At 58.4% G+C, this 25,660-nt stretch carries 24 protein-coding genes; 10 read left to right on the forward strand and 14 right to left on the reverse strand.

Annotated elements, in window-relative coordinates; genetic code table 11:
• Positions 1 to 6: 6 nt before the first annotated feature.
• Both nadE and pncB read right to left on the reverse strand, forming a co-directional pair.
• Positions 7 to 834 (reverse strand): ammonia-dependent NAD(+) synthetase, encoded by an 828-nt coding sequence (gene nadE, locus Q7W83_RS02730; RefSeq protein ID WP_150632430.1) that lies wholly within the window; start codon positions 832 to 834, stop codon positions 7 to 9.
• 4 nt (positions 835 to 838) lie between these two features.
• Complete coding sequence (pncB, locus tag Q7W83_RS02735) at positions 839 to 2,071, reverse strand: nicotinate phosphoribosyltransferase (RefSeq protein WP_473655638.1); 1,233 nt, start codon at positions 2,069 to 2,071, stop codon at positions 839 to 841.
• 248 nt (positions 2,072 to 2,319) lie between these two features.
• Between pncB and Q7W83_RS02740 the strand changes: the two genes are divergently transcribed.
• Positions 2,320 to 3,411 (forward strand): RHS repeat-associated core domain-containing protein, encoded by a 1,092-nt coding sequence (locus Q7W83_RS02740; protein WP_473655639.1) that lies wholly within the window; start codon positions 2,320 to 2,322, stop codon positions 3,409 to 3,411.
• A gap of 32 nt (positions 3,412 to 3,443) precedes the next feature.
• Here Q7W83_RS02740 and Q7W83_RS02745 read toward each other — a convergent pair whose 3' ends face one another.
• Complete coding sequence (locus tag Q7W83_RS02745; protein WP_473655640.1) at positions 3,444 to 4,337, reverse strand: LysR family transcriptional regulator; 894 nt, start codon at positions 4,335 to 4,337, stop codon at positions 3,444 to 3,446.
• 175 nt (positions 4,338 to 4,512) lie between these two features.
• On the opposite strand from Q7W83_RS02745, the gene amaB reads away from it, so the two are divergent.
• From amaB to Q7W83_RS02785, 8 genes are all read left to right on the forward strand, one after another.
• Positions 4,513 to 6,003, forward strand: coding sequence for an L-piperidine-6-carboxylate dehydrogenase (amaB, locus tag Q7W83_RS02750; protein ID WP_150634650.1), 1,491 nt, complete (start codon positions 4,513 to 4,515; stop codon positions 6,001 to 6,003).
• A gap of 119 nt (positions 6,004 to 6,122) precedes the next feature.
• Positions 6,123 to 7,406, forward strand: a complete 1,284-nt coding sequence (gene amaA / locus Q7W83_RS02755; protein WP_473655641.1) for an L-pipecolate oxidase — start codon at positions 6,123 to 6,125, stop codon at positions 7,404 to 7,406.
• Positions 7,407 to 7,770: 364 nt separating this feature from the next.
• Positions 7,771 to 8,904 (forward strand): branched-chain amino acid ABC transporter substrate-binding protein, encoded by a 1,134-nt coding sequence (locus Q7W83_RS02760; protein WP_008035383.1) that lies wholly within the window; start codon positions 7,771 to 7,773, stop codon positions 8,902 to 8,904.
• Between the two features lie 171 nt (positions 8,905 to 9,075).
• On the forward strand, positions 9,076 to 9,990 hold the full coding sequence (locus Q7W83_RS02765) for an ABC transporter permease subunit (protein ID WP_017336280.1): 915 nt from the start codon (positions 9,076 to 9,078) through the stop codon (positions 9,988 to 9,990).
• A 3-nt stretch (positions 9,991 to 9,993) separates the two neighbouring features.
• Positions 9,994 to 11,277 (forward strand): high-affinity branched-chain amino acid ABC transporter permease LivM, encoded by a 1,284-nt coding sequence (gene livM, locus Q7W83_RS02770; protein WP_150639583.1) that lies wholly within the window; start codon positions 9,994 to 9,996, stop codon positions 11,275 to 11,277.
• Entirely contained in the window at positions 11,274 to 12,149 is an 876-nt protein-coding gene (locus tag Q7W83_RS02775) for an ABC transporter ATP-binding protein (protein ID WP_150634653.1), read from the forward strand. Before livM ends, Q7W83_RS02775 begins: the two co-directional genes overlap by 4 nt.
• Positions 12,146 to 12,862 (forward strand): ABC transporter ATP-binding protein, encoded by a 717-nt coding sequence (locus tag Q7W83_RS02780; RefSeq protein ID WP_150634654.1) that lies wholly within the window; start codon positions 12,146 to 12,148, stop codon positions 12,860 to 12,862. Before Q7W83_RS02775 ends, Q7W83_RS02780 begins: the two co-directional genes overlap by 4 nt.
• An 842-nt stretch (positions 12,863 to 13,704) precedes the next feature.
• Positions 13,705 to 14,472: an SDR family oxidoreductase gene (locus tag Q7W83_RS02785; RefSeq protein ID WP_150634655.1), complete on the forward strand. Its 768-nt coding sequence runs from the start codon at positions 13,705 to 13,707 to the stop codon at positions 14,470 to 14,472.
• A gap of 118 nt (positions 14,473 to 14,590) precedes the next feature.
• Here the strand turns inward: Q7W83_RS02785 and Q7W83_RS02790 are convergent, their stop codons facing one another.
• The 7 genes from Q7W83_RS02790 to Q7W83_RS02820 all read right to left on the reverse strand — a co-directional run bounded on the left by Q7W83_RS02790 (position 14,591) and on the right by Q7W83_RS02820 (position 19,857).
• Positions 14,591 to 15,718 carry an AGE family epimerase/isomerase gene (locus Q7W83_RS02790; RefSeq protein ID WP_473655642.1) on the reverse strand — a complete coding sequence of 376 codons (1,128 nt, stop codon included), beginning with the start codon at positions 15,716 to 15,718 and terminating at the stop codon, positions 14,591 to 14,593.
• Between the two features lie 173 nt (positions 15,719 to 15,891).
• A complete protein-coding gene (locus Q7W83_RS02795) occupies positions 15,892 to 16,464 on the reverse strand; it encodes a HupE/UreJ family protein (RefSeq protein WP_473655643.1) in 573 nt (190 codons plus the stop codon).
• 34 nt (positions 16,465 to 16,498) lie between these two features.
• Positions 16,499 to 17,113, reverse strand: a complete 615-nt coding sequence (ureG, locus tag Q7W83_RS02800) for an urease accessory protein UreG (RefSeq protein WP_150634658.1) — start codon at positions 17,111 to 17,113, stop codon at positions 16,499 to 16,501.
• 23 nt (positions 17,114 to 17,136) lie between these two features.
• A complete protein-coding gene (locus Q7W83_RS02805) occupies positions 17,137 to 17,811 on the reverse strand; it encodes an urease accessory protein UreF (RefSeq protein ID WP_473655644.1) in 675 nt (224 codons plus the stop codon).
• The gene (gene ureE, locus Q7W83_RS02810; RefSeq protein WP_150639586.1) at positions 17,808 to 18,308 is read right to left on the reverse strand and encodes an urease accessory protein UreE; all 501 of its coding nucleotides are present in this window, start codon (positions 18,306 to 18,308) and stop codon (positions 17,808 to 17,810) included. The genes Q7W83_RS02805 and ureE overlap by 4 nt, the downstream gene beginning before the upstream one ends.
• Positions 18,309 to 18,554: 246 nt before the next feature.
• Positions 18,555 to 19,187, reverse strand: a complete 633-nt coding sequence (locus Q7W83_RS02815; RefSeq protein WP_150634661.1) for a TetR family transcriptional regulator — start codon at positions 19,185 to 19,187, stop codon at positions 18,555 to 18,557.
• A 157-nt stretch (positions 19,188 to 19,344) separates the two neighbouring features.
• Entirely contained in the window at positions 19,345 to 19,857 is a 513-nt protein-coding gene (locus Q7W83_RS02820) for a hypothetical protein (RefSeq protein WP_150654540.1), read from the reverse strand.
• Positions 19,858 to 20,245: 388 nt separating this feature from the next.
• On the opposite strand from Q7W83_RS02820, the gene Q7W83_RS02825 reads away from it, so the two are divergent.
• Positions 20,246 to 22,315, forward strand: coding sequence for an AsmA family protein (locus Q7W83_RS02825; RefSeq protein ID WP_150633412.1), 2,070 nt, complete (start codon positions 20,246 to 20,248; stop codon positions 22,313 to 22,315).
• 69 nt (positions 22,316 to 22,384) lie between these two features.
• Here the strand turns inward: Q7W83_RS02825 and Q7W83_RS02830 are convergent, their stop codons facing one another.
• The 4 genes from Q7W83_RS02830 to Q7W83_RS02845 all read right to left on the reverse strand — a co-directional run bounded on the left by Q7W83_RS02830 (position 22,385) and on the right by Q7W83_RS02845 (position 25,616).
• Positions 22,385 to 23,056: a hypothetical protein gene (locus Q7W83_RS02830; protein WP_150633411.1), complete on the reverse strand. Its 672-nt coding sequence runs from the start codon at positions 23,054 to 23,056 to the stop codon at positions 22,385 to 22,387.
• A gap of 80 nt (positions 23,057 to 23,136) precedes the next feature.
• The gene (locus tag Q7W83_RS02835; RefSeq protein WP_150633410.1) at positions 23,137 to 23,907 is read right to left on the reverse strand and encodes a hypothetical protein; all 771 of its coding nucleotides are present in this window, start codon (positions 23,905 to 23,907) and stop codon (positions 23,137 to 23,139) included.
• Between the two features lie 161 nt (positions 23,908 to 24,068).
• On the reverse strand, positions 24,069 to 24,599 hold the full coding sequence (locus tag Q7W83_RS02840; RefSeq protein WP_150633409.1) for a ferritin-like domain-containing protein: 531 nt from the start codon (positions 24,597 to 24,599) through the stop codon (positions 24,069 to 24,071).
• A 54-nt stretch (positions 24,600 to 24,653) separates the two neighbouring features.
• Positions 24,654 to 25,616 carry a LysR substrate-binding domain-containing protein gene (locus tag Q7W83_RS02845; RefSeq protein WP_224787858.1) on the reverse strand — a complete coding sequence of 321 codons (963 nt, stop codon included), beginning with the start codon at positions 25,614 to 25,616 and terminating at the stop codon, positions 24,654 to 24,656.
• Positions 25,617 to 25,660 lie beyond the last annotated feature (44 nt).

Genomic DNA, 25,660 nt, shown 5'->3' on the forward strand with positions numbered 1-25,660 from the left:
CCTTGCTTATGGTGCAAACGGCATCACTCGCTTGTGATGGGTCTTTTTGTAAGTGTCGCAAATGATCTTGAACGCTTCCTCACGTACCGGCTCACCGTGCAGGAACGCGTCGATCTCGGCGTAGGTCACGCCATGGGACGCTTCGTCCGGTTTACCCGGCGAAAGGTCTTCCAGGTCGGCGGTCGGGACTTTTTCCACCAGCGATTCCGGTGCGCCGAAACTACGGGCAATGGCCCGGACCTGGTTTTTCACCAGACCGCTCAACGGGGCCAGGTCGCAAGCACCGTCACCGAACTTGGTGAAGAACCCCATCACCGCTTCTGCCGCGTGGTCGGTGCCGATCACCAGGCCATGGGCCGCGCCGGCGATGGTGTACTGGGCGACCATGCGCATCCGCGCCTTGGTGTTGCCGAGGACGAAATCCACCGACACCGCGTGCTTGCCTTCGAAGGCTGCCACTTCATTGGCCAGGGACTTGACCGCCGGGCCGATGTTTACGGTGTGACGCTCGTCCGGCTTGATGAAATCCACCGAAGCCTGGGCGTCGTGTTCATCGAACTGGGTTTCGTACGGCAGGCGCACGGCGATGAACTTGTAGTTGTCATCACCGGTGCGGGTACGCAGTTCACACATGGCGCGCTGGGCCAGCAGGCCGGCGGTCAGGGAGTCCACGCCGCCGCTGATGCCAAGCACCAGGGTCTTGAGCCCGGAATTGACCAGGCAATCCTGGATGAAGGTAATGCGCCGGGCGATTTCTGCCTCGAGGGCGGCCTTGTCGGCGAATGGGGGTTGAACCTTGAGCTGCTCAGCAATCTCACGCTGTACGGCTTGCATGAATTCACTCCTTGCTTGGTGTGCTGGAAAGGGCGGCAGGAACTTTGAAAACGTGTCGCAAGTAGGCGACGAAATTCGGGTCTTTGCAGTGAGTCTTGCCAGGCTCGTCGGAGATCTTTGCCACCGGTTGGCCGTTGCAGGCCGCCATTTTAAGCACGATGCTCATCGGTTCGACACCTGGAATATCGCACGTCAGGTTAGTGCCGATGCCGAAGCTGACATTGATCCGACCGCGTAATGCGCGAAATATTTCCAGCGCCTTGGGCAGCGTCAGACTGTCGGAGAACGTCAGGGTCTTGCTCATCGGGTCGATGCCCAGCTTTTGATAGTGGGCGATCGCCTTTTCTGCCCAGATCACCGGATCCCCGGAGTCATGGCGCAAGCCGTCAAAGAGTTTGGCGAAGTACAGGTCGAAGTCGTTGAGGAAGGCATCCATGGTGATGCAGTCAGTCAAGGCGATCCCGAGCAAACCCCGGTATTCGCGGACCCAGCAATCGAGGGCGGCGATCTGGCTGTCGATCAGCCGCGGGCCGAGCTGCTGGTGCGCCATGATCCACTCGTGAGCCATGGTGCCCAGCGGTTTCATGTCCAGTTCCCGGGACAAATGCACGTTGCTGGTGCCGACGAAACGACCGGGGAAATCGTGCTTGAGCACGTTCACTACTTCTTCCTGCACGCGGTAGGAAAAGCGACGGCGAGTACCGAAATCGGCTACCTGCAATTCCGACAATTCGTCGCTGCCGGCGTTAGCGGTCAGCCAGTCGAACTTGCGATAGAGCTGCTCACGCGCCTGCTCCAGTACGATTTCGCGATAGCGATAGCGATAGCGGTTGCGCACTTCGCTGACGATGGACAGCAGCGGCACTTCGAACAGGATCACATGCAGCCACGGTCCGCGCAGGCGGATGAACAATTCTCCGTTTTCGATGCCGGTGTGGACGTAGCGCAGGTTGAAGCGGAACAACCCGAGGAACCGCAGGAAATCCGGCTTCATGAAGCTGATGCGCTCCATGAAACTCAACTGGTCGGCGGTCAGGCTCAACTCGGCCAGGCGCTCGATCTGGACGCGGATTTCCGCCAGGTACGGGCGCAGATCTTCACTGTTGCGGCAACGGAACTCCCATTCGACATCCACGTTCGGGTAGTTGTGCAGCACCGCCTGCATCATCGTCAGTTTGTAGAAGTCGGTGTCGAGCAGGTTCTGCACGATGCGATCGGCAAACACACTCTCGCTCATCGGGGGCGCTCCAGGCTTTACTGGCCGCAGGCACGACCATATGAAATACAAATCTAAGTCACAGTTCCTTGAGACAGGATTCAGTGACCATTCAGCGATTCATTGAAGAGCGAATATAATGCCAGCCGGTCAGGGGCGTTGGCAGTTTTCTTTCAGGCTTCGCACCTATCAGTTCTGCTAGCAGACTACGATGGGCAACCGATTGATACTGAGGGGCGAATTTCGACATCTTTCAGGACGTCCAGCTCATGTCTACTCCGCGTGAAAGCTTGCACTATCACTACGATGCCCTTGATCGATGGGTCTGGAGTGATGTCCCTAAATGGCCAAGTGTTCAGCGTTTCTACCTGATGGACCGACTAGTGACGGAAATACAGGGGCTGAACCATTGCTCGACCTTTCAGCAGAACGATCACCTGCTTGGCAAAACATGTCTGCTTGAGGGCGCTGTAGAGACGGCTTTACTTGCAACCGATCATCAGCGCTCCGTGCTTCATTCGGTCGAAGCACCCACGTCCAGTTTTTTTGCTTATACGCCATACGGCCATCGCCCATCGGATGGTTTGCTCGGCCTGCCCGGATTTAATGGCGAGCGGCCCGCTCCGTTGACGAGGCATTATTTGTTGGGCAACGGCTATCGAGCGTTCAACCCGGTATTGATGCGGTTTAACAGTCCAGACAGCTGGAGTCCGTTTGGTGACGGTGGATTTAATGCCTATGCGTACTGCGCGGGGGAGCCGATTAACAGAAGTGACAGGACCGGGCATGCGTTCTTGCTTAAGGCGTTAATGATGTTCAAGGAGGCGAATGCAGGCACACCCTCCGGAAATTTCAAAATGCTCTCCGGAGCGCCTCACATTCTGGAAAATATTGCCGGGAATTTATCTGGGAAGGATCTTGCTAGTTTTTCCAAGGCATCAACGATTTCAAACTCGGTAGCACGGTCAATAATCAAAAAAAGATTTGGCTCGTTATCTGCGTTGCTGGGTGACCCGCTAAAGAAAATAGCGGGCTATCTTCCAGGAAATGATTTAGTCAATTTTTCTCTTGCTTCAAAAGGGACACGAGAAGTCGCTCGATCCATCCAAATACCTTTTCCACCGGTGGCATTGGACGGTCGGTTACCGCAAGAGCGTATCGTACTGTTGCGAGAAACAGCGCTGGGGAGGGCACCAGGTCGTTTGCCTGGTGAGGTTCTTCGAAATGAGCAACTGCTCGAGCTTGCCAGCTCTTCAGACTATCCAGATGCCCACCTTTTCAGAACAGAGTTCGGTTTCAAAAAAACTACCGATTTGCTCAGTAGTCTCAGCCGATACAAAAAGCGCAGACATAAGCGTTGATGGATTGCAGGTTTGTTTTCAGGATAATCCGTTCAACTATCCAACTGCTCCAGCATCCACTTCACAAAATCCCGCACCTTGGGCACTTCCGCCGAGTGCTCTGGATAGGCCAGGTAATAGGCGTCGGAACTGGGCATCGCGTGCTGCCAGGGTATGACCAGCTTGCCGTCGGCCAATTCCTCTTCCACCAGAAACCGCGGCAACAGCGCCACGCCGCAGCCGACCTGCGCGGCGCGGATGCACATGTAGAAGGTCTCGAAGCGCGGCCCGTGGTAGCTGTGTTCGGTGTGGTAGCCCTGGCTGTCGAACCAGTCGTGCCAGGCCTGCGGTCGGGAGGCGTTTTGCAGCAGGACCAGGTCGGTGAGTTGGGTCGGATCAGTGAACGGTGTAGCCGGCAGGCTGCCCGGTGCGCACACGGGAACAAGCTCTTCGCCGAACAACTTCAGGCATTCGGTGCGGGGCCGTGAGCCCTGGCCGAAATAGAACGCCAGATCGCTGCGACCTTGCAGCAGGTCATCGGCTTCCTGCTCGCTGCACAGGTCCAGATGAATCGACGGATGACGCAGTCGCCAGCCTTTCAAGCGAGGCACCAGCCAACGGGCGCCGAACGTCGGTGGTGTCGAGACGCGCAGGACTTCGGTCTCACCGCCGTAGGAACGCAGGTAATGGGTCGACATCTCGACTTGCGTGAGGATTTTTCGTACCTCAACCAGGTACAAATCACCGGCAGGGGTCATTTGCAGGCGTCGGCGCACCCGACGGAACAACAGGTGCTGCAACAATTCCTCGAGTTGCGCGACCTGCTTGCTGACGGCGCTCTGGGTCAGGTTCAGCTCTTCGGCGGCCCGCGTGAAACTCAAATGCCGGGTCACGGCCTCGAAACACTGCAGCGCGGTGATCGACGGCAGGTAGCGTTTATTCAGCATGGGTTGTCCTTTTTTCTTGTTTCTTGCTGACCAGCAATTCGCAGCATGAATAAACGGAATGATATCTCTCTTAAAGGTCGTTTGTTGGGTAACCTCCGGCGAGCTAAAACTACAGGCCTGATCAGTCGTGATTTTCCGACTGCACGTTTTCTGTTTTTTGCTTGAGGAGTGACCCATGGTTGCCGCATTGCTTGATCGTCTTGGTGTGAACCCGGCCCTGTACCAGAACGGCAAAGTGCCGGTGCATTCGCCGATCGATGGCAGCAAGATCGCCTCTGTGAACTGGGAAGGCGCCGCTGAAGTCGAGCAGCACATCAGTCGCGCAGATCATGCGTTCGAATTGTGGCGCAAGGTCCCGGCACCGCGCCGTGGCGAACTGGTACGCCAACTGGGCGACATCCTGCGTGAATACAAGGCCGACCTCGGCGAGCTGGTGTCCTGGGAAGCCGGCAAGATCACTCAGGAAGGCTTGGGTGAAGTTCAGGAAATGATCGACATCTGCGACTTCGCCGTCGGTCTGTCCCGTCAGTTGTACGGTTTGACCATCGCTTCCGAGCGTCCTGGCCACCACATGCGCGAAACCTGGCACCCGCTGGGCATCGTTGGCGTGATCAGTGCGTTCAACTTCCCGGTGGCGGTCTGGGCCTGGAACACCACGCTGGCGCTGGTCTGTGGCAACCCGGTGATCTGGAAACCGTCGGAGAAAACCCCGCTGACCGCACTGGCCTGCCAGGCGCTGTTCGACCGTGTACTGAAAAACTTCAGCGATGCACCTCCGCACCTGAGCCAAGTGATCATCGGTGGCCGCGATGCCGGCGAGGCGCTGGTCGATGACCCGCGTGTCGCGCTGATCAGCGCTACCGGCAGCACCCGCATGGGTCGCGAAGTGGCGCCGAAAATCGCCGCGCGATTCGCCCGCAGCATTCTGGAACTGGGTGGCAACAACGCCATGATCCTCGGCCCAAGCGCCGATCTGGACATGGCTGTTCGCGCGATCCTGTTCAGCGCCGTCGGCACCGCCGGTCAGCGTTGCACCACGTTGCGTCGCCTGATCGCTCACGAATCGGTGAAGGAAGAAATCGTTACCCGCCTGAAAGCCGCTTATTCCAAAGTGCGCATCGGCAATCCGCTGGAAGGCAACCTGATCGGCCCGCTGATCGACAAACACAGCTTCGACAACATGCAGGACGCGCTGGAACAGGCCTTGAGCGAAGGCGGCCGGGTCTTCGGCGGCAAGCGTCAGCTGGAAGACAAATACCCGAACGCTTACTACGTCTCGCCGGCCATCGTTGAAATGCCGGAGCAGAGCGACGTGGTCTGTCATGAAACCTTCGCGCCGATCCTGTACGTGGTCGGTTACAAGGACTTCGACGAGGCCCTGCGCCTGAACAACGCCGTGCCGCAAGGCCTGTCCTCGTGCATCTTCACCACCGATGTGCGTGAAGCCGAGCAGTTCATGTCGGCGGTGGGCAGCGACTGTGGCATCGCCAACGTCAACATCGGCCCGAGCGGCGCAGAAATCGGCGGCGCGTTTGGTGGCGAGAAAGAGACGGGTGGTGGTCGTGAGTCGGGTTCCGATGCATGGCGCGGGTACATGCGCCGCCAGACCAACACCGTGAACTATTCGCTGGAGTTGCCGTTGGCGCAGGGGATTACGTTCGACTGATCGGGCCCCATCGCTGGCAAGCTAGCTCCTGCACGGCCTGTGTCGTGGCGCATCACCTGTAGGAGCTGGCTTGCCAGCGAAGCTTTTTCTGTTTGTTAGGTTTCTGTTGGAGTCTGGCAATGCCGTTACGCGAAGAGTGTCTGTGGGAAAAACTGACGCCGCAAAGGCCTGATAATGCGGCGCTCAAGAGCGAAGTAACGGCCGATGTTTGCATCATCGGCGCCGGGTTTACCGGTCTGTCGGCGGCGGTGCATCTGCTGGAACAAGGCAAAACGGTGTGTGTGCTGGAAGCCCATCGTGCCGGTCATGGTGGTTCGGGGCGCAACGTCGGGCTGGTCAACGCCGGGATGTGGATTCCACCGGACGACATCGAGGCCGGGTTCGGCGAAGCGGTGGGCAGTCAGCTCAATCGCATGCTGGGGGCGGCACCTTCGTTGGTGTTCAGCCTTGTGGACAAATACAACATCGATTGCCAGTTACGCCGTGAAGGCACGTTGCACATGGCGCATAACGCCCGTGGTGAAGCGGACCTGCGCAGTCGTGAAGAACAATGGAAGCGTCGCGGTGCGCCGGTCGAACTGCTGACCGGTCAAGCCTGCGAACAAGCGACTGGCACCAGGAAAATCGCCGCCGCGTTGCTCGATCGACGTGCCGGTACGATCAACCCGATGGCGTACACCACCGGTTTGGCCAAAGCGGCCATCGGGCTTGGCGGTCGGTTGTTCGATCATTCTCCCGTGACTCGACTCGAACGTCAGGGCCAGCGCTGGTCGGTGCAAACGGCACAGGGTTCGGTGCTTGCCGAGCAAGTCGTGATTGCGTCCAACGCTTACACCGAAGGTGACTGGACGGAACTGCGACGCAACTTCTTTCCCGGTTACTACTATCAAGTGGCCTCGGTCCCGCTGACTGACGATGCCTCGCAACAAATCCTCCCCGGTGGACAGGGTTCCTGGGACACCCGTCAGGTCCTCAGCAGTATTCGTCGCGACAAAGATGGCCGTTTGCTGCTGGGGAGCCTGGGTAATGGCAATCAGAAGCCGACCTGGTTCCTCAAGGCTTGGGCCGACCGGGTTCAGCAGCACTATTTTCCGTACCTCAAGCAGGTGGAATGGGAGTGCACCTGGACCGGTTGCATCGCTTTTACTCCCGATCATTTGATGCGCCTGTTCGAACCGGCGCCCGGTTTAGTGGCAGTCACTGGCTACAACGGTCGAGGGGTGACTACTGGCACTGTAGTGGGCAAAGCCTTTGCCGATTATTTGTGTAACGGAAATCCTCAGGCACTGCCGATTCCTTTCGCACCCATGCAGCCACTGGCGGGGGTGGGGCTGCGCAGCTGTCTGTACGAGGCCGGATTTTCGCTGTATCACGCGGGCCAGTGCTTGCGGATCGTGATTTGATTGTTGAAATTTGTTGCGGGGAGCGGCGCTTTTCGGCGCAGCGACTAGCCTGTAAAAGGTGCGGGTTGTAGCAGTACCGCACCAGCAGTGTGCACTTCGGTGACGTACGTTGTTACAGGCTGGTTGCACTTCGTTTGGCGCTGCGGTTGCAATGATGGCGCACGCGGGTTGCGCCTTAATAAATAAATGGTTCCACCTTCAGCGGTTTAGACGGTTGCACGTCCAATGAAAATGGACTCGAAACAGTCGAAATAACAATAAAGCAGCGACTTTTTTCAGAATAAAAAACCGATGGCACGGCCCTTGCTCTGAGCATTCAGTGAAGTCGCAGTGCCAACTAAAAAAAACCTTGGAGCACCACCTCATGTCCCAGACGTTTTACAAGAAAGGCTTTCTGGCCCTCGCAGTGGCAGCTGCGTTGGGTGTTTCTGCGTTTGCACAGGCTGACGTAAAAATCGGTGTTGCGGGTCCTATGACAGGCGCCAACGCAGCATTTGGCGAGCAGTACATGAAGGGTGCACAGGCAGCAGCCGATGCAATCAACGCGTCGGGCGGCGTCAACGGGGAAAAAATCGTACTGGTCAAGGGCGATGACGCCTGCGAACCGAAACAGGCTGTGACGGTCGCCAAGGACCTGACCAACCAGAAAGTGGCAGGTGTGGTCGGTCACTTCTGCTCCTCGTCGACCATCCCGGCCTCCGAGATCTACGACGAAGCAGGCATCATCGCAATCACTCCGGGCTCCACCAACCCGCAAGTGACCGAACGCGGCCTGAGCGCCATGTTCCGTATGTGCGGCCGTGACGACCAACAGGGCATCGTTGCCGGCGACTACATCGTCGACGTGCTCAAGGGCAAGAAAGTCGTGGTTCTGCACGACAAAGACACCTACGGTCAAGGTCTGGCGGATGCCACCAAGGCTCAACTGGCCAAGCGCGGCGTGACGCCAGTGCTGTACGAAGGTCTGACCCGTGGCGAGAAAGACTTCAGCGCCGTGGTGACCAAGATCCGTGCAGCCGGTGCCGATGTCGTCTATTTCGGCGGCCTGCACCCGGAAGCCGGTCCACTGGTTCGCCAACTGCGTGAACAAGGCCTCAAGGACGTCAAATTCATGTCCGATGATGGCATCGTGACAGACGAACTCGTGACCACCGCCGGTGGCCCGCAGAACGTTGATGGCGTGTACATGACCTTCGGCGCCGACCCACGTCTGCTGCCAGACAGCAAGACCGTGGTAGACACCTTCCGCAAGGCCGGCACCGAGCCTGAAGGCTACACCCTGTACGCCTACGCTTCGGTTCAGACCCTGGCGGCTGCTTTCAACGGCGCCAAGTCCAACAGCGGCGAAAAAGCGGCTGAGTGGCTGAAGAAAAACCCGGTTAAAACCGTAATGGGCGAGAAGACCTGGGACGCCAAGGGCGACCTGAAAGTCTCCGACTACGTGGTTTACCAGTGGGACAAGGATGGCAAATACCACCAACTGGAAAAACAGAAGTGATATGAGCTGCTGAACTACCCGGCGCCTTGTGCGCCGGGTAGTCAACCAACATGTCCGTGCAGTACCTGTCTTTTCTCGTAGAGCTGCACACAACCGTGTTGCGCGGGTGGCTGAACCCCGGTCCGTCGCACCTGGCTTCTGTGCAGTCTCTCAAATGCGTGAGATTGCGTTATGGATGGTATTTTCCTGCAGCAACTGGTCAACGGCCTGACCCTCGGGTCGGTCTATGGCCTGATCGCCATCGGCTACACAATGGTCTATGGCATCATCGGCATGATCAACTTCGCCCACGGCGAGGTTTATATGATTTCCGCTTACCTCGCGGCTATCAGTCTGGCTCTGCTGGCATACTTCGGTATTGAATCCTTCCCTCTGCTGATGCTTGGCACACTGGTCTTCACCATCATCGTCACGGCGGTGTATGGCTGGGTCATCGAGCGTGTGGCCTACAAACCCCTGCGGAACTCCACCCGACTGGCACCGCTGATCAGCGCCATCGGTATTTCCCTGATCCTGCAAAACTATGCACAGATCGCACAGGGCGCCCGTCAACAAGGCGTACCGACCCTTCTGACCGGTGCATGGCGAGTGGAGGTCGGAAGCGGCTTCGTCCAGCTCACCTACACCAAGATCTTCATCCTGATTGCCGCATTCGCCGGCATGGCCCTGCTGACCTACGTCATCAAGTACACCAAGCTCGGCCGCATGTGCCGCGCCACCCAGCAAGACCGCAAGATGGCCTCGATCCTTGGGATCAACACCGACCGCGTCATTTCCTACGTGTTCATCATCGGTGCGGCAATGGCGGCCCTGGCCGGCGTGCTGATCACCATGAACTACGGCACGTTCGACTTCTACGCAGGCTTTGTCATCGGCATCAAGGCGTTCACCGCAGCGGTACTCGGCGGGATCGGTTCGCTGCCTGGGGCGATGCTCGGCGGGATCATTCTCGGGATTTCCGAGTCGCTGTTCTCGGGCCTGGTCAACTCGGACTACAAAGACGTTTTCAGCTTCTCGCTGCTCGTTCTCGTTCTGGTCTTTCGGCCCCAAGGCCTGCTCGGCCGTCCTCTTGTGTCGAAGGTGTAAGCGATGTCTTCAACCACTAAAAAAACCATTGATCTCAAAAGAAGCCTGGTTGACGCGATTCTTGCAGGTCTAGTCGCCCTCATCGTGTTCGGCCCGATTGTTGGCGTAGTCCTTGACGGCTACGGCTTCAACCTGGAAACGACCCGAGTGGCGTGGATTGTCGCCATCGTCATGGCCGGCCGTTTTGCCCTGAGCCTGTTCCTGCAAACGCCCAAAGGCCTGAGAATTCTCGAAGGCTTTGAAAGCACCGGCTCCGGGGTTCATGTACTGCCACCTGATTACAAATCCCGTTTGCGCTGGATCCTCCCACTGGTGGTTGTCATCGCCGTGGTGTTCCCGTTCTTCTCCAACTCCTACCTGTTGGGCGTGGTCATCCTCGGGTTGATCTACGTGCTTTTGGGCCTGGGCCTGAACATCGTGGTCGGCCTGGCCGGCCTGCTCGACCTCGGTTACGTGGCGTTCTATGCCATCGGCGCTTATGGGTTGGCGCTCGGTTATCAATACCTCGGGCTGGGTTTCTGGACGGTGCTGCCACTGGCGGCGATCACGGCGGGGCTGGCCGGTTGCATCCTTGGTTTTCCGGTGTTGCGCCTGCACGGTGACTACCTGGCGATCGTGACCCTCGGCTTCGGTGAAATCATCCGCTTGGTCCTCAACAACTGGCTGAGTCTGACCGGTGGTCCGAATGGCATGGCGGCGCCGCTGCCAACCTTCTTCGGCCTCGAATTCGGCAAACGGGCGAAGGACGGCGGTGTACCGTTTCATGAGTTTTTCGGCATCGCCTACAACCCGGACGTGAAGTACTACTTCATCTATGCGGTGTTGTTCCTGGTGGTACTGGCCGTGCTCTACATCAAGCATCGTCTGGTCAAAATGCCGGTCGGTCGCGCCTGGGAAGCCTTGCGCGAAGACGAAATCGCCTGCCGCTCCATGGGCCTGAACCACGTGCTGGTCAAGCTTTCGGCGTTCACCATCGGTGCGTCAACGGCAGGTCTGGCGGGTGTGTTCTTCGCCACCTACCAGGGTTTCGTCAACCCGACTTCGTTCACCTTCTTTGAATCGGCCCTGATCCTCGCCATCGTGGTACTCGGTGGCATGGGCTCGACCATTGGCGTGGTCATCGCAGCCTTCGTGCTGACCGTGGCCCCGGAACTGTTGCGTGGCTTCGCGGAATACCGCGTGCTGCTGTTCGGCATCCTGATGGTGTTGATGATGATCTGGCGACCGCGCGGCCTGATTCGGATCAGCCGTACCGGTGTGACCCCGCGTAAAGGAGTAGCGCCATGAGCGAAGTCGTACTCTCGGTCGAGAAGCTGATGATGCACTTCGGCGGCATCAAGGCGTTGAACGACGTCAGCCTGAAAGTCCACCGCAACTCGATCTTCGCGTTGATCGGCCCCAACGGCGCCGGCAAAACTACGGTGTTCAACTGCCTGACCGGTTTCTACAAGGCCTCCGGTGGCAAGATCGAACTCAGCGTGCGGGGCGAGCAGACCAACGTCATCCAGTTGCTGGGCGAATCGTTCAAACCTGCGGATTTCGTTTCGCCGAAATCCTTTCTCAGTCGGCTGTATTACAAGATGTTCGGCGGCACTCACCTGGTGAACCGGGCCGGCCTGGCGCGGACTTTCCAGAACATTCGCCTGTTCAAGGAAATGTCGGTGCTGGAAAACCTGCTGGTGGCCCAGCACATGTGGGTCAACCGCAGCATGCTCGCCGGTATCCTCAACACCAAGGGCTACCGCAAGGCTGAAAGCGATGCGCTGGACCACGCTTTCTACTGGCTGGAAGTGGTGGACCTGGTGGATTGCGCCAACCGTCTGGCCGGCGAGTTGTCCTACGGGCAGCAGCGTCGTCTGGAGATTGCGCGGGCCATGTGCACCCGGCCACAGATTATCTGCCTCGACGAACCGGCCGCCGGCCTCAACCCTCAGGAAACCGAAGCGCTGAGCGCGATGATCCGGCTGCTGCGCGACGAGCATGATCTGACCGTGGTGCTGATCGAACACGACATGGGCATGGTTATGAGCATTTCCGACCACATCGTGGTACTGGACCACGGCGTCGTCATCGCCGAGGGTGGACCCGATGCGATACGCAATGATCCGAAAGTGATTGCCGCCTACCTGGGCGCCGATGAAGAGGAAGTGGTGCTATGAGCCAACCGATCCTCGAACTCAAAGACCTGGACGTGTTTTACGGCCCGATTCAGGCGCTGAAAAAAGTCTCGCTGCACATCAACGAAGGGGAAACCGTCAGCCTCATCGGCTCCAACGGCGCGGGCAAGTCGACCCTGCTGATGTCGATCTTCGGCCAGCCGCGCGCGGCAGACGGGCAGATCATCTATCAGGGCGTGGACATCACCCATAAGTCGTCGCACTACATTGCGTCCCACGGCATTGCACAATCACCGGAAGGCCGGCGCGTGTTCCCCGACATGACCGTCGAGGAAAACCTGCTGATGGGCACCATCCCGATCGGTGACAAGTACGCCAAGGAAGACATGCAGCGCATGTTCGAGCTGTTTCCGCGTCTCGAAGAGCGGCGGACCCAGCGGGCCATGACCATGTCCGGCGGCGAGCAGCAAATGCTCGCCATCGCCCGTGCGCTGATGAGCCGGCCGAAACTGCTGTTGCTCGATGAGCCGAGCCTGGGGCTCGCGCCGATTGTGGTGAAACAGATCTTCGCCACGCTGCGGGAACTGGCCAAGACCGGCATGACCATCTTTCTGGTCGAGCAGAACGCCAACCACGCCCTGCGGTTGTCGGATCGGGCCTACGTGATGGTCAACGGCGAGATCCGCCTCAGTGGCACCGGCAAGGAGCTGCTGGTGAACGAAGAAGTGCGTAACGCCTATCTCGGCGGGCATTGAGTCCATCGTTGTAATCAACAAGCCCTGGCGAGCAATTGCCGGGGCTTTTTTACATCTCCAATACGCCACAAATCCCTGTGGGAGCGAGCTTGCTCGCGATAGCGTCATAACAGTCACAAATGAGGTGACGGACCCACCGCTATCGCGCGCAAGCTCGCTCCCACAAGTGTCCGTGGTGTGCTTTGGGGAAATTGTGGAAAACAAATTCACCAAGCTCTCAAAGCGCGACATAAAGCCGCTGCAAATAGTTGTTTTGTCACGGTTTTGACTTGTCCCCGTTTGCTGTGGAGCTGGCTGTGAATAACGTGGGAGTAGCTGGCTGAGAGCCTTTAAAATCATGGCCTGCAGAGATGTGATTGTTTTTTGATCAGGTGTTTTTGTCGGGCTTGGGGTCAGCATTGTCAACCTTTTTATTGGTGACGAAAGTGGCCTGAAAAACACGAGGTCAGCCTGTGGATAAGTCTGTGGTTAAACTCTGGAAAGACTCGGCTAACGGCCGTAGTTACTGGCTTGGCGCCATCGTTGGCTAACCCGGTCAATCGTGCAGAATGCCTTGGACTACACAGCCAGCACTTCAGGGTCAAGCGAAAAACTTTCTGATCTGCCCGCAAAGCCTTGTGCACAGCGGCTTCCAGCTTTTTCACTTGCCCCCGGAAACTGTGGACCGGCCTGTGGATAACGTGCGCGTACATGGCTGCAGGCCACGGTGTATATGGCGTCGCCAGCATTGATCATTTTTCGTACAGATTTTCTGATGGTTGCCGCTGTCGGCAAGGCCGGGCATGCTGCCAGCTGATTTTCTATTCCAATGGCGACCCGTGCGCCGAAGCAAGGAGAACACGATGTCCAACACCCTGTTTATTACCGGCGCGACTTCCGGTTTTGGCGAAGCCTGTGCCCGTCGTTTTGCCGAGGCAGGCTGGAAACTGGTGCTGACAGGTCGTCGTGAAGAGCGCCTGAATGCCTTGTGCGCCGAGTTGTCGAAGCAGACCGAGGTCCATGGCCTGGTGCTCGACGTGCGTGATCGCAAGGCCATGGAGGAGGCGATCGGTAATCTGCCACCTTCCTTCGCCAAGCTGCGCGGGTTGATCAACAACGCCGGCCTGGCGCTCGGCGTGGATCCGGCGCCAAAGTGCGATCTTGATGATTGGGACACCATGGTCGACACCAACATCAAGGGCCTGATGTACAGCACTCGCCTGCTGTTGCCGCGCCTGATCGCCCATGGCCGTGGCGCCGGCATCATCAACCTTGGCTCCATTGCCGGCAGCTACCCGTATCCGGGCAGTCACGTGTATGGCGCGAGCAAGGCGTTCGTCAAACAGTTCTCCCTGAACCTGCGCTGCGACCTGCAAGGCACGGGCGTTCGCGTCAGCAACATTGAGCCGGGCCTGTGTGAGAGTGAGTTCTCGCTGGTGCGTTTTGCCGGTGATCAGGAGCGTTATAACGCGACCTACGCCGGTGCAGAGCCGATCCAGCCGCAAGACATCGCCGAGACCATTTTCTGGGTCCTCAACGCGCCGGCGCACATCAACATCAACAGCCTCGAGTTGATGCCGGTGAGCCAGACGTGGGCCGGGTTTGCGATTGAGCGTAATGCGAAGGCTTAAGACCGTGTAACGGCCATCGCGGGCAAGCCACGCTCCCACAGACCTCGAGTTGTATCGCCAGTTTGCGAACGACACAAACCCTGTAGGAGCCGGCTTGCCGGCGATAGCAATCCTTGTGTCAGCGCAGATATTCAGCCAGTCCGCGATAGCAGGTCGCCAAGTGATAAGGCGTGGTCGAAGGCATGTCCTGTCGGCTCACTTCACCATTCTCATCGCGACACTCATACCAGCCCCCCGCATGCAGTGAGCGCTGTTGCAGCGTCTGCAATTGGTGCAATACCGATGATTCGCTGTCCGGGCGCAGTGTTAATGCGCGCAGGTATTCAGCCTGAGCCCAGATGCGTTGGGTGGCATCTTTCGAATGCCCGTCGAGCGTGAGCATCGCGCGCACGGCGCCACTCGATTGATCGACGCCCAGCTGCTCGGTGAGCGCAAAGGCGCGTTCCACAGAAGTGTGCAGTTTGGAGTCGCGCAATAACGGCGAAGACTCCAGCAGGAAATACCACTCGAACTGGTGCCCCGGCTCAAACCAGTTATCCACAGATCCGAGCGGCTTTTCCATCAGCACACTGTGTTGCGGATCGATAAAGCGCTGTTGCATGGCTGTGCATAACTCGACGAGCGCGCGTTGCACGGCGAGGTCTTCACGCACCGACAATGTGGCGAGAAACGCTTCGGCGAGGTGCATCAACGGGTTTTGCAGAGGCCCGGTGTCGAGCAAGGACCAATCACGCTCAAGGCAGGCTTCGTACAAGCCGTCGCCGGTACTGAAGCGCTGCGCCAACACTTCCAGCACGGCGTTGAGCACCGACTCCACCAGCGGCTCGCGAACCTTGTCCCAGTAATGGGCGCAGGCGAAGAGGATGAAGGCGTGGGTGTAGAGATCTTTGCGCTGATCAAGCGGCGCGCCCTGTGGGTCGATGCTGTAGAACCAGCCACCGTGTTCGGCATCGTGGAAATGTTGCTGCAACGAGCGGAACAACGCCGCCGCCCGCTCTTTCGCGCCCGGCACCTGGCCGATCAGGCTGGAAAACAGATACAGCTGCCGCGCGCAGGCCATGGCCCTGTAGCGTTGCGGTGGCAAGGGATGATGCTCGGCATCCAGCGCTTCGTAGGGCAGCGCCAGCTCGGCATTCCAGCCGGGGCCTTGCCAGAGGGGCACGATCACGTCCTGGAAATGCTGTTGCACGGTGGCAAACAGAGCGGTCAATTCAGACTTGGAGGCGGAGCGGGAATCGGGTGGCATTGGCTGGCGTCGTCACGGCAGAGTTGATTGCGCGACATGTTAACAGGCCTGAGAGTTGCGGTGTCTGTCAGGCCGCCTTCGCGGGCAAGCCCGCTCCCACATTCGAACTGTGTATACAGATCCAATGTGGGAGCGGGCTTGCCCGCGAAGAGGCCATCACTGGCGGTAAAGAATCAACCCGCCAACAACCAGACCCCAGCCGCCGCCGAAGCCGCCCCCGCCAGACGAACCAACGGCGCCGCCGCTTGCGGCAACACACGAACCAGCGCATAACCCGCTGCATGCAACGCCGCCGTCGCCGCCACAAACCCTGCGGCATATGCCCACGGGCTCGACATGTCGGGCAACTCCAGCCCATGCGCCACGCCATGGAACAGGGCAAACAGCGCCGTCGCACCCACCGCCAAGCCCAATGGCGGACGCACCGCGAGTGCCACCGCCAGGCCCAGCGCCAGCACCGACGCGGCGATCCCGCTTTCCAGCGCCGGCAGGTTCAGCCCTTCAAACCCCAACAGACCGCCGATCAGCATGGTGCCGACGAACGTGCACGGCAGCGCCCAGCGTGCGGCGCCTTTCTGCTGCGCCGCCCACAGCCCCACGGCGAGCATCGCCAGCAAGTGATCGAGGCCGCCAATCGGGTGGCTGATGCCGGCGATCAAGCCGTTATCGCCGTGACCGGGGTGGGCGAAGGCGATGGCCGGGGTCAGCAGCAGGGCCATGGCGCCGAGGATGCGTTTAAGTGTCATGGATAAGCTTCCTTGTTGATAAGTTTGATCGTGATCAGGCTGCAGTCAGCAGGCCCTGGCGCTCGATGAACGCGATGATTTGTTCCAGTCCAAGACCGGTTTTCTGGTTGCTGAAGACAAACGGTTTGCCGTTGCGCATGCGCTTCGTGTCGCTGTCCATCATCTCCAGCGACGCCCCAACCAGTGGTGCGAGGTCGACTTTGTTGATCACCAACAGGTCGGATTTGCAGATCCCCGGCCCGCCCTTGCGCGGCAGCTTGTCGCCGGCCGAGACGTCGATCACGTAGATCGTCAGGTCCGACAGTTCGGGGCTGAACGTGGCCGACAGATTGTCGCCACCGGACTCCACCAGAATCAGGTCCAGCCCCGGAAAACGGCGGTTCAGTTGGTCCACGGCTTCGAGGTTGATCGAGGCGTCTTCACGGATCGCCGTATGTGGGCAGCCGCCGGTTTCCACGCCGATGATCCGCTCCGGCGCCAGGGCTTCGTTGCGCACCAGAAAATCGGCGTCTTCGCGGGTGTAGATGTCGTTGGTCACAACGGCCAGGTTGTAGCGGTCGCGCAGGGCCAGGCACAGGGCCAGTGTCAACGCGGTTTTGCCGGAACCGACAGGGCCGCCGATGCCGACGCGCAGAGGTTGTGTGTTCATGTGATTCTCCAAAATAACAGGCCCTAGGAACGGAACAGACGGCTGTACTGACGCTCATGGGCCATGCATGCCAGTGACAGGCCGAAAGCGGCGCTGCCATAGTGTTCGGGGTTGATTCGGGTGGCGTCCTGCTGGGCTTGTTGCAGCAGCGGCAGCAGTTCGCTGGTCAGGCGTTGCGCGGCTTGCTGGCCCAGCGGCAGAGTTTTCATCAGCACCGCCAATTGGTTTTCCAGCCAGCTCCAGAGCCATGCGGCCAGCGCATCTTGCGCACTGATGTGCCAGGCGCGCGCGGCCAGTGCCCAGCCGAGGGCCAGGTGCGGTTCGGGGCGTTGTTCAAGAAAGGCGCGGGCCGGTGCATCGAGTTCCGGCAGACCGTTGAGCAGTTGCTGCAAGGAGTAGCCCATCTGTCGGCTCTCCTGATGCAACTCGCGGGTTTCCCGGCTGGCGCGGTGTTCTTCACAGCGTTGCAGCAGTTCGGCCCAGTTTTCTGTGGCGGCGGCCACGCAATGGGCGAGCAACAGCGGCGCTTCGAAGCGTGCGAGGTTGAGCAGTAATTGATCGCTGATCCAGCGCCGGGCGCTGTCGGAATCATTCACCCGACCGTTATCCACCGCCATTTCCAGGCCTTGGGAATAGCTGTAACCGCCAATCGGCAACTGCGGACTGGCCAGGCGCAACAACGCCCAGGCCGGATTCACGGGCGCACGCCGAACTGGTGCAGTTTCGGCGGGTAGTTGAAGTCCTCGTCGCCATGCCGCGAATGGTGATGTCCACCGCCATAGGCGCCGTGCTCAGGCTGGAACGGCGCTTCGATGTGTTCAACCTTGGCCTCCAGTTGTTCGAGCATGGCCTTGAGCACGTAATCGTCGAGCAGGCGCAGCCAGCCATCGCCGACTTGCAGGGCGACGTGGCGATTGCCGAGGTGATAGGCCGCGCGGGTCAGCTCGAAGGCATTGGCGCAAGTGACGTGCAGCAGGTGTTCGGGGCGGGCGCAGACGCGGACGACGCGACCGTCTTCAGCTTGTAGGCATTCGCCGTCAGACAGCGGCGACTGACCGCGCTCCAAAAACAACCCGACGTCTTCGCCCTCGGCACTGAAACAGCGCAAACGGCTTTTGCTCCGGGCTTCGAAGGTCAGGTGCAACTCGGCGGCCCAGACGGGTTGAGGCTCGATTCTGCGATGAATCACCAGCATCGGTAAGCTTCCAGCTATGGACAATAGTCAGGCTAGAGCAAGGGGCTTGCCAATCGGGGGGATGTGTAGGAAATGCCTGTCGGCGTTGAGGAGGTGTTTAAGATTGTTGCGGCAATTTGGTGCGAGGTTGTGCTGGGCGCACCAAATGACAGCGCACGGTGTGCTCCAGATTAGTCGCGCGTCGCACAACGTTGTAGGCACCAGATAGCCGGCTCCTGCCGGAGATAGGGGTGTTATGGAGAGGGATTATTCGGTGCTGCCCAGGCCTTGCCAATGCTTGAGGCCGATGAAGATAAAGCGCAGCTGTTGGGTAATCTTCGCTTGCGGCGTCAGATGCTCGGGCAATGCTTCGGCCGGTGGATCAATGATGTCCGGCAAGGTTGCGAACACGCTTTTAACGATGAGATCAGCCATGACACTCAGGCCGGCGATGTCCAGGTGTTGCAGTTTCGGCATTAAGGACAAATCGGCCGCCAGGTCCGAGCTGATGTCGTCGCGCAACCGTCCGATGGCCAGGCGCACCGGCAGCGAGCCGCCGTATTGCTCGCGGGCCAGAAACAGGAACTGCGAACGATTGGCCGACACCACGTCGAGAAAAATCCGCACCGAGGCGTCGATGATGCCGCCCATGACGAACTCGTTGTGGCGTACCAGGCGAATGGTTTCGCGGAAGGTTTGTCCGACTTCGCTCACCAACACCAAGCCCAATTCGTCCATGTCGGCAAAATGCCGATAGAAACCAGTGGGAACGATGCCGGCGGTTTTCGCCACTTCGCGCAGGCTCAGGCTGCCGAATCCTCGGCCGCACTCCATCAAGTGGCGGGCAGCGTCCATCAGGGCGTTGCGGGTTTGTTGTTTCTGTTCGGCGCGGGGCAGCATCGCAAGGGTGTTTTCTGGACAGGACAGCGGCGCACTCTAGCAAATCGGCTTTGCCGGCGTCGAACGACTATCGGGGGTGACGCGAGGGAATGTGTGGCTTCTATAAAGTCAAAAGCCCAATCCGTGGATTGGGCTTTTTTTCAGGGCCGCCATGGGCTTAGCTCACAGCGCTGTTGCGTTCGATCACGCGGTCACCACCGCCTTCAGCCAGGGTTTGGCCTTGTGGAGTGCGGTCGGAACCGTCAGCGGCCAGGGTTTGACCTTGTGGGGTGCGATCGGAACCGTCAGCAGCCAGGGTTTGACCTTGTGGAGTGCGGTCGGAACCGTCAGCAGCCAGGGTTTGGCCTTGTGGAGTGCGGTCGGAACCGTCAGCAGCCAGGGTTTGGCCTTGTGGGGTGCGTTCGGAACCGTCAGCGGCCAGGGTTTGGCCTTGTGGGGTGCGTTCGGAACCGTCAGCGGCAAGGGATTGGCCTTGTGGGGTACGGTCCGAGCCATCTTGAGAGATCAGGCCTTTTTCTTTCAGGCGATCGTTACCACCTTCGGCAACGGTCTGGCTGAACACCGAGTGATTCGATTTAACTTGGGGAGTTGCCTGATCTGCAGCTGGCAGAGCGAAAGCGGTGCTGGCCAGCATGGAGAGGGTAAGGCTAAGCAGTAATTGGCGTTTCATGATTGGGTGCTCCGTGGGGGGGCGATAAAGTGGGTACGAGGGCAATGCTACTCTCGATAAGTCGATATAAAAGTTCATAAACGCAATGGTAATAATCAACAGAATTGATTGTTCCGTGCGAAGGCTCTAGATCGGGCCTTTCCGGCGGACGTTTTCGCACTGAAGTGGGTATTTTCGACTCACATGCGCCGCGCAAAAGTGCGGGGGCGGTAACGCCGGATTTCGCGTGCAGGGTGTCCCCGACCGATTATTTGAACGTTAAGCGGCATTTCGGTTAAACCTGCACCGCGTTTCCCAGTCCTAGGTTTCATGGCAGGCCGGTTCTGGCCTAACGTTTCACACGTGCGTCGCGGTCAGGGCGCTCAGTCGTAATCAGGAGCCCTGTGCAATGACGCGCACCCCGAAAATTCTCGCCTGGACCTTTGCCAGCCTGGCTGTGCTACTGGCGCTAGTGGTTCTGATCATCGTGTTCTTCGATTGGAACCGGATCAAACCAACCATCAACACCAAAGTCTCCGAAGAGCTGCATCGACCGTTTGCCATCAATGGCAACCTTGCGGTGGTCTGGCGGCGTGAGCTTGACGAAGGTGGATGGCGCGCCTGGGTGCCGTGGCCTCATGTGGTGGCGCAGGACCTGACCCTCGGTAACCCGGACTGGTCGAAGCAGCCGCAGATGGTCACGCTCAAGCGCGTTGAACTGCGCATTTCGCCGCTGGCCCTGTTGGCGCAACGGGTGACGATCCCGCGCATTGACTTGACCGAACCCAGCGCCGACCTCCAGCGCCTGGCTGATGGCCGCGCGAACTGGACCTTCAAGTTCGACCCGAAAGACCCGAACGCCGAACCTTCAAATTGGGTGGTGGACATCGGCGCGATCGGCTTCGACAAAGGCCACGTCACCCTCGACGACCAGAGTCTGAACACTCAGCTCGACCTGATCATCAACCCGCTGGGCAAGCCGATTCCGTTCAGCGATATCGTCGGCGACAAAGCCGCGAAAACTGCACAGGAGAAGGGCGCTGCTCCCCAGGATTATGCGTTTGCGCTGAAGGTCAAAGGCCAATACCACGGCCAAAAACTGGCTGGCGAGGGCAAGATCGGCGGCCTGCTGGCCTTGCAGGATTCGGCCCGACCGTTCCCGCTCCAGGCCCAGGTCAAGATTGCCGATACCAGCGTCGAGCTCGCCGGCACGCTGACCGATCCGCTCAACCTCGGTGCACTGGACCTGCGGCTGAAACTGGCCGGCAGCAGCCTGGGTAACCTCTATCCACTGACAGGTGTGACCCTGCCGGATACACCACCCTACGCAACCGACGGTCACTTGATTGCCAAGCTGCATGAGCCAGGCGGTGCGGTGTTCCGTTACGAGGAGTTCAACGGCAAGATCGGCGAGAGCGACATTCATGGCAGCCTGGCCTACGTCGCCAGCCAGCCACGGCCGAAACTCAGCGGTTCACTGCTCTCCAATCAACTGTTGTTTGCCGACCTGGCGCCCTTGATCGGCGCCGACTCCAATGCCAAGCAAAAGGCTCGCGGCGGTGAAAGCAAACAGCCGGCGGACAAGGTGCTGCCGGTCGAAGAGTTCAAGACCGAGCGCTGGCGCGACATGGACGCCGACGTCGAATTCACCGGCAAGCGCATCGTCCACAGTGAAAAACTGCCGTTCAACGATCTCTACACGCACCTGGTGCTGACCGATGGCGTGCTCAGCCTCGAACCGCTGCGTTTCGGCGTAGCCGGCGGCAAGCTGGATGCGCAGATTCGCCTGAACGGACGCACCGAGCCGCTGGAGGGCAACGCCAAGCTCACTGCGCGGGGTTTCAAACTCAAGCAGTTGTTCCCGACGTTTGAGCCGATGAAGACCAGTTTCGGCGAGCTCAATGGCGATGCGGACATCAGTGGTCGCGGCAACTCGGTGGCCAAGCTGTTGGGCACGGCCAATGGCAATCTGAAGATGCTGATCAACGACGGTGCCATCAGCCGCGAGTTGATGGAACTGGCCGGTCTGAACGTTGGTAACTACGTGGTCGGCAAAATCTTTGGTGACAAGGAAGTGAAGATCAATTGCGCGGCGGCCGACTTCGACATCAAGACGGGACTGGCGACCTCTCGGTTGTTCGTCTTCGATACCGAGAACGCGATCATCTACATCGATGGCACGGCGAACATGGCGACTGAGCAACTGGACCTGACCATCACGCCGGAATCCAAGGGATGGCGCCTGATTTCCCTGCGTTCGCCGCTGTATGTACGGGGCAAGTTCATCAAGCCGGACGCCGGTGTCAAAGCGGTGCCGCTGCTGCTGCGCGGGGCAGGGATGGTGGCGTTGGGTGTGATTGCAGCGCCAGCGGCGGGGTTGCTTGCGTTGGTGGCACCGAGTGGTGGCGAGCCGAATCAGTGCGCGCCGTTGCTGGAACAGATGAAAGCGGGCAAGGCGCCGAAGACGGTCAAAAACTGACGTCTGTCAGAACGGTTCAATCGCTTTCGAGCGGGCGATTCAAGAGCGATTAATCCCTTTGTAAAGATTTCAGTTCAATCGGTTTGCCATGGGGATAAGTAGCAGGTCAGTAGTGATCTTGTCCCCGAGTTTATTGATCACCGTCTCTCTGACTTCGTTGTATTGGAGCTCATTCAGTGAGCTGCGCAGCAATCGAATATTGGGTTTTTCGTCGTTGCCTGACTTCAGCAACGGTTTGTCCAGGATGTCGATATCAATCACCTTGGGCGTTTTGAAGGATAGCTGCAGTGTTAATACGGTTTTGTCTTGGCGGACAATGTTCAACAGCGTGTGTGTTGCGCCGGCAGTCGCAGAGCCGCTGCTGTTGAGTTTGTCGATGATTGTATGAATGGCCAATGAGCCGCGTTCGAGTTTTTTTATTCGTGAAAAGGCGTTGGCCACGATGTGTTGTTCAGCTTGTGGCAGGGCGGGTCCCGCACTCTGAATCAAGAGCTTCAGCAAACTTGAATTGTCAAACGCCGTGCTCTGCGTTTCTCGACTGTTGATGATCCATTTGAACTTGCTCACTATTTCTGTATACGTTGTCCATAATGCTTCCCGATCACCACGGCGCTGCGTCGCCACCAGTTCGGCATAGAGGCTTGAATTTAAAATGTCGCTCTTGAACGTGTCAGTGTGAATGCCACAAAAAATGGTGATGTTGCCATTGACAAGATAGGTATCGAATGGGGAGATGTCCATTATTAACTCCAGGCGAGGGTTGTGCTCGGCAACGTTATTTAAATCGACAATTATTTGTCGATTTAAATATTCAATGGTAATTAGAAGTCAGGAAGATCCTTGATGAATTTTTTTCCGGCTTCAGTGAACCTGGAATAAAGTTCCGAGCGCAGTCCCGAGAAAACCTGAGTGTCCAGATAGGTGCGTACGGCACCTGTTTTTATGGTGGTGGACTGTTGGGTGGACTTCCAGAACAGAATGCCGCGCGTGCTTTCCCGTGCATCCAGGGAAATGCAATTGAGGAGCATGTTCGGTTGATTGTTTGTATCGACCCAAACCGGCGCGATATCAAACTTGGATTGTGTGCCGGTTTTCCTGTTTCGGTCAAAAATCTGAATGGCGCCGGGGTCTCTTTGCACTACGTCGACAGCCAATTGGGCCGCGTTTGCCAAAATGGCGGCGGGACCTGCTCCGATCAGAGCGGAGGCGACGTGAAGGGCCACCTGATCCATGGTCAGGCCGATTTTTCGGACGGTGACAGTTTCCATGTTTTTGTTTTGTATAACCCAGCCAAGATTGTCCAGGCCGCTCACATAGTATTTGTACCACTCGTAAAGTTGTGCATCTTCAGGATAAAGTTTGGTGGCGGCATTCTGCATGACTAACTTGCACAGATTGACGTCATCGATAGTTTGCTGTGAAACGCCGGGGAGGAATGCGTTGATCGTATCAGGCATGACGCTGGCGGTTGGCTTGTCAATGTTATGGTGCGGTGCGCTGGTCAGCGAACGGCGCATAATGATTCGTTCATTTGAAGCCGCTGGCAGGGGGGGCAGGGAGTCAATGAATTCGAGTCGTTCTTCCATGTGCATGGTTACAGTCCTTTATAGGTTTATTTAAACAACCTCTGGGTTGTGGTTGTTAGAATAAGTCCATGCTGGAAAATGTCTATGTGGTGATTGTAACTTTAGGTTTGAAGGGGGGTGTTTATAAAATCCTTATCGCAATTGCGCGATAAGGATTTAGTTGTTAGTTACAAGTCTTTCAATATGTCCGCCATGTCATCCGCATGCTCTTCTTCCTGAGCCAGGATGTCTTCGAAGATACGCCGGGTGGTCGGGTCTTTTTCGCCGATATACTGAATGATCTCGCGGTAACTATCGATGGCGATGCGCTCGGCGACCAAGTCTTCGTAGACCATCTCTTTGAGCGAGTTGCCGGCCACGTACTGCGCGTGGGAATTTTTCGACAGCAGGTCAGGGTTGAACTCAGGCTCGCCGCCCAGTTGCACGATGCGCTCGGCCAGGCGGTCGGCGTGCTCGGCTTCCTGGGTCGCGTGTTCGAGGAACTCGTCGGCGGCGACGTGGGCTTTCAGGCCGTTGGCCATGAAGTAGTGGCGTTTGTAGCGCAACACGCAGACCAGTTCGGTGGCCAGCGACTCGTTGAGCAGACGCAGAACTTCGTCGAGGTCGGCGCTGTAGCTTTCGGTCACCGCGCCATTCTCGACGTTCTGGCGGGCACGTGCGCGAAGGGTGGTTACGTCAGACAAATGCATGTCACTCATCTCGTTCTCCTTGGAGGCTGATCCGGTTTTGCGTCACTTTCTGGGAAGTGATCGCTACTTAGGTGTGAGTGACGAGCGCGGCGAAAAGTTTGATGAGATTTGTGATCTTGGCAACAGGCCAGACAATCGAGCTTCCTCCTGCAACCACGCAAAAAATGCGCGCACCGGCGGATGGCGCTCACGACCTGGTACACAGAGCGCGCTGTAGCCCGCGCCGTTTACCTGAATTTCACTCCGGTAAGCCACCAACAAACCACTGGCCACGCTCTCGGACACCAGAATATTGCTCGCCAGCACCAGGCCTTGCCCGGCGATCGCTGCTTGCAGTGCGTAATGCTCTTCGTCGTACTCCCGGACCGCCGTGTTTTCCGTCAGCCAGGTTTCTGCGGACCGCGAGCACCAAGCCTCCCAGCCATGGGCGTACAGCTTCGAGTTGTGCCACCGCACGCTGATCAACGTCGGTGCCCGGATAGAGGCCTGCGCAACCTGCTCCGGCGAGCCATAAACGCCGAACGATTCATCGAACAGGCACAGGCCATAAAGGTTCGGATAGTCATCAAGGCTGTAGCGCACCACCAGATCGACGCTGGCGTCCTGATGCAAATCGATGACTTCGCAGTGGGTATCCAGCCGTACGCTGATGTTCGGATGCCGGGCGTAAAACCGTCCCAGTCGCGGCACCAGCCACAGCGCGGCAAATGCGGCGGTGGTGGAAATCGTCAAGCTTGCGCCGCTGCGTTGCGGGCGCAAAGTATCGACGCTTTGCGCCATTTCCAGAAAAGCGCCGTGCAGGCTGTGGAACAGGCGCTCACCGCACTCGGTCAGGCGCACTTGCCGTGGCAGGCGCTCGAACAGCGGCACACCGAGCCAGGTTTCCAGCGAGCGGATCTGATGGGAAACCGCCGTGGGCGTCACCGACAGTTCTTCGGCGGCGGCCTTGAAGCTCAGCAGGCGAGAGGCGGATTCGAAGGCGCGCAAGGCGGTCAGCGGCAGCGAGGCAAACATTGAACACTCCATGGATGAAATGAATTCACCCAAGCTGATTTTTGCTCATTTGAGGC

The organism is Pseudomonas sp. 300 (assembly GCF_055803035.1).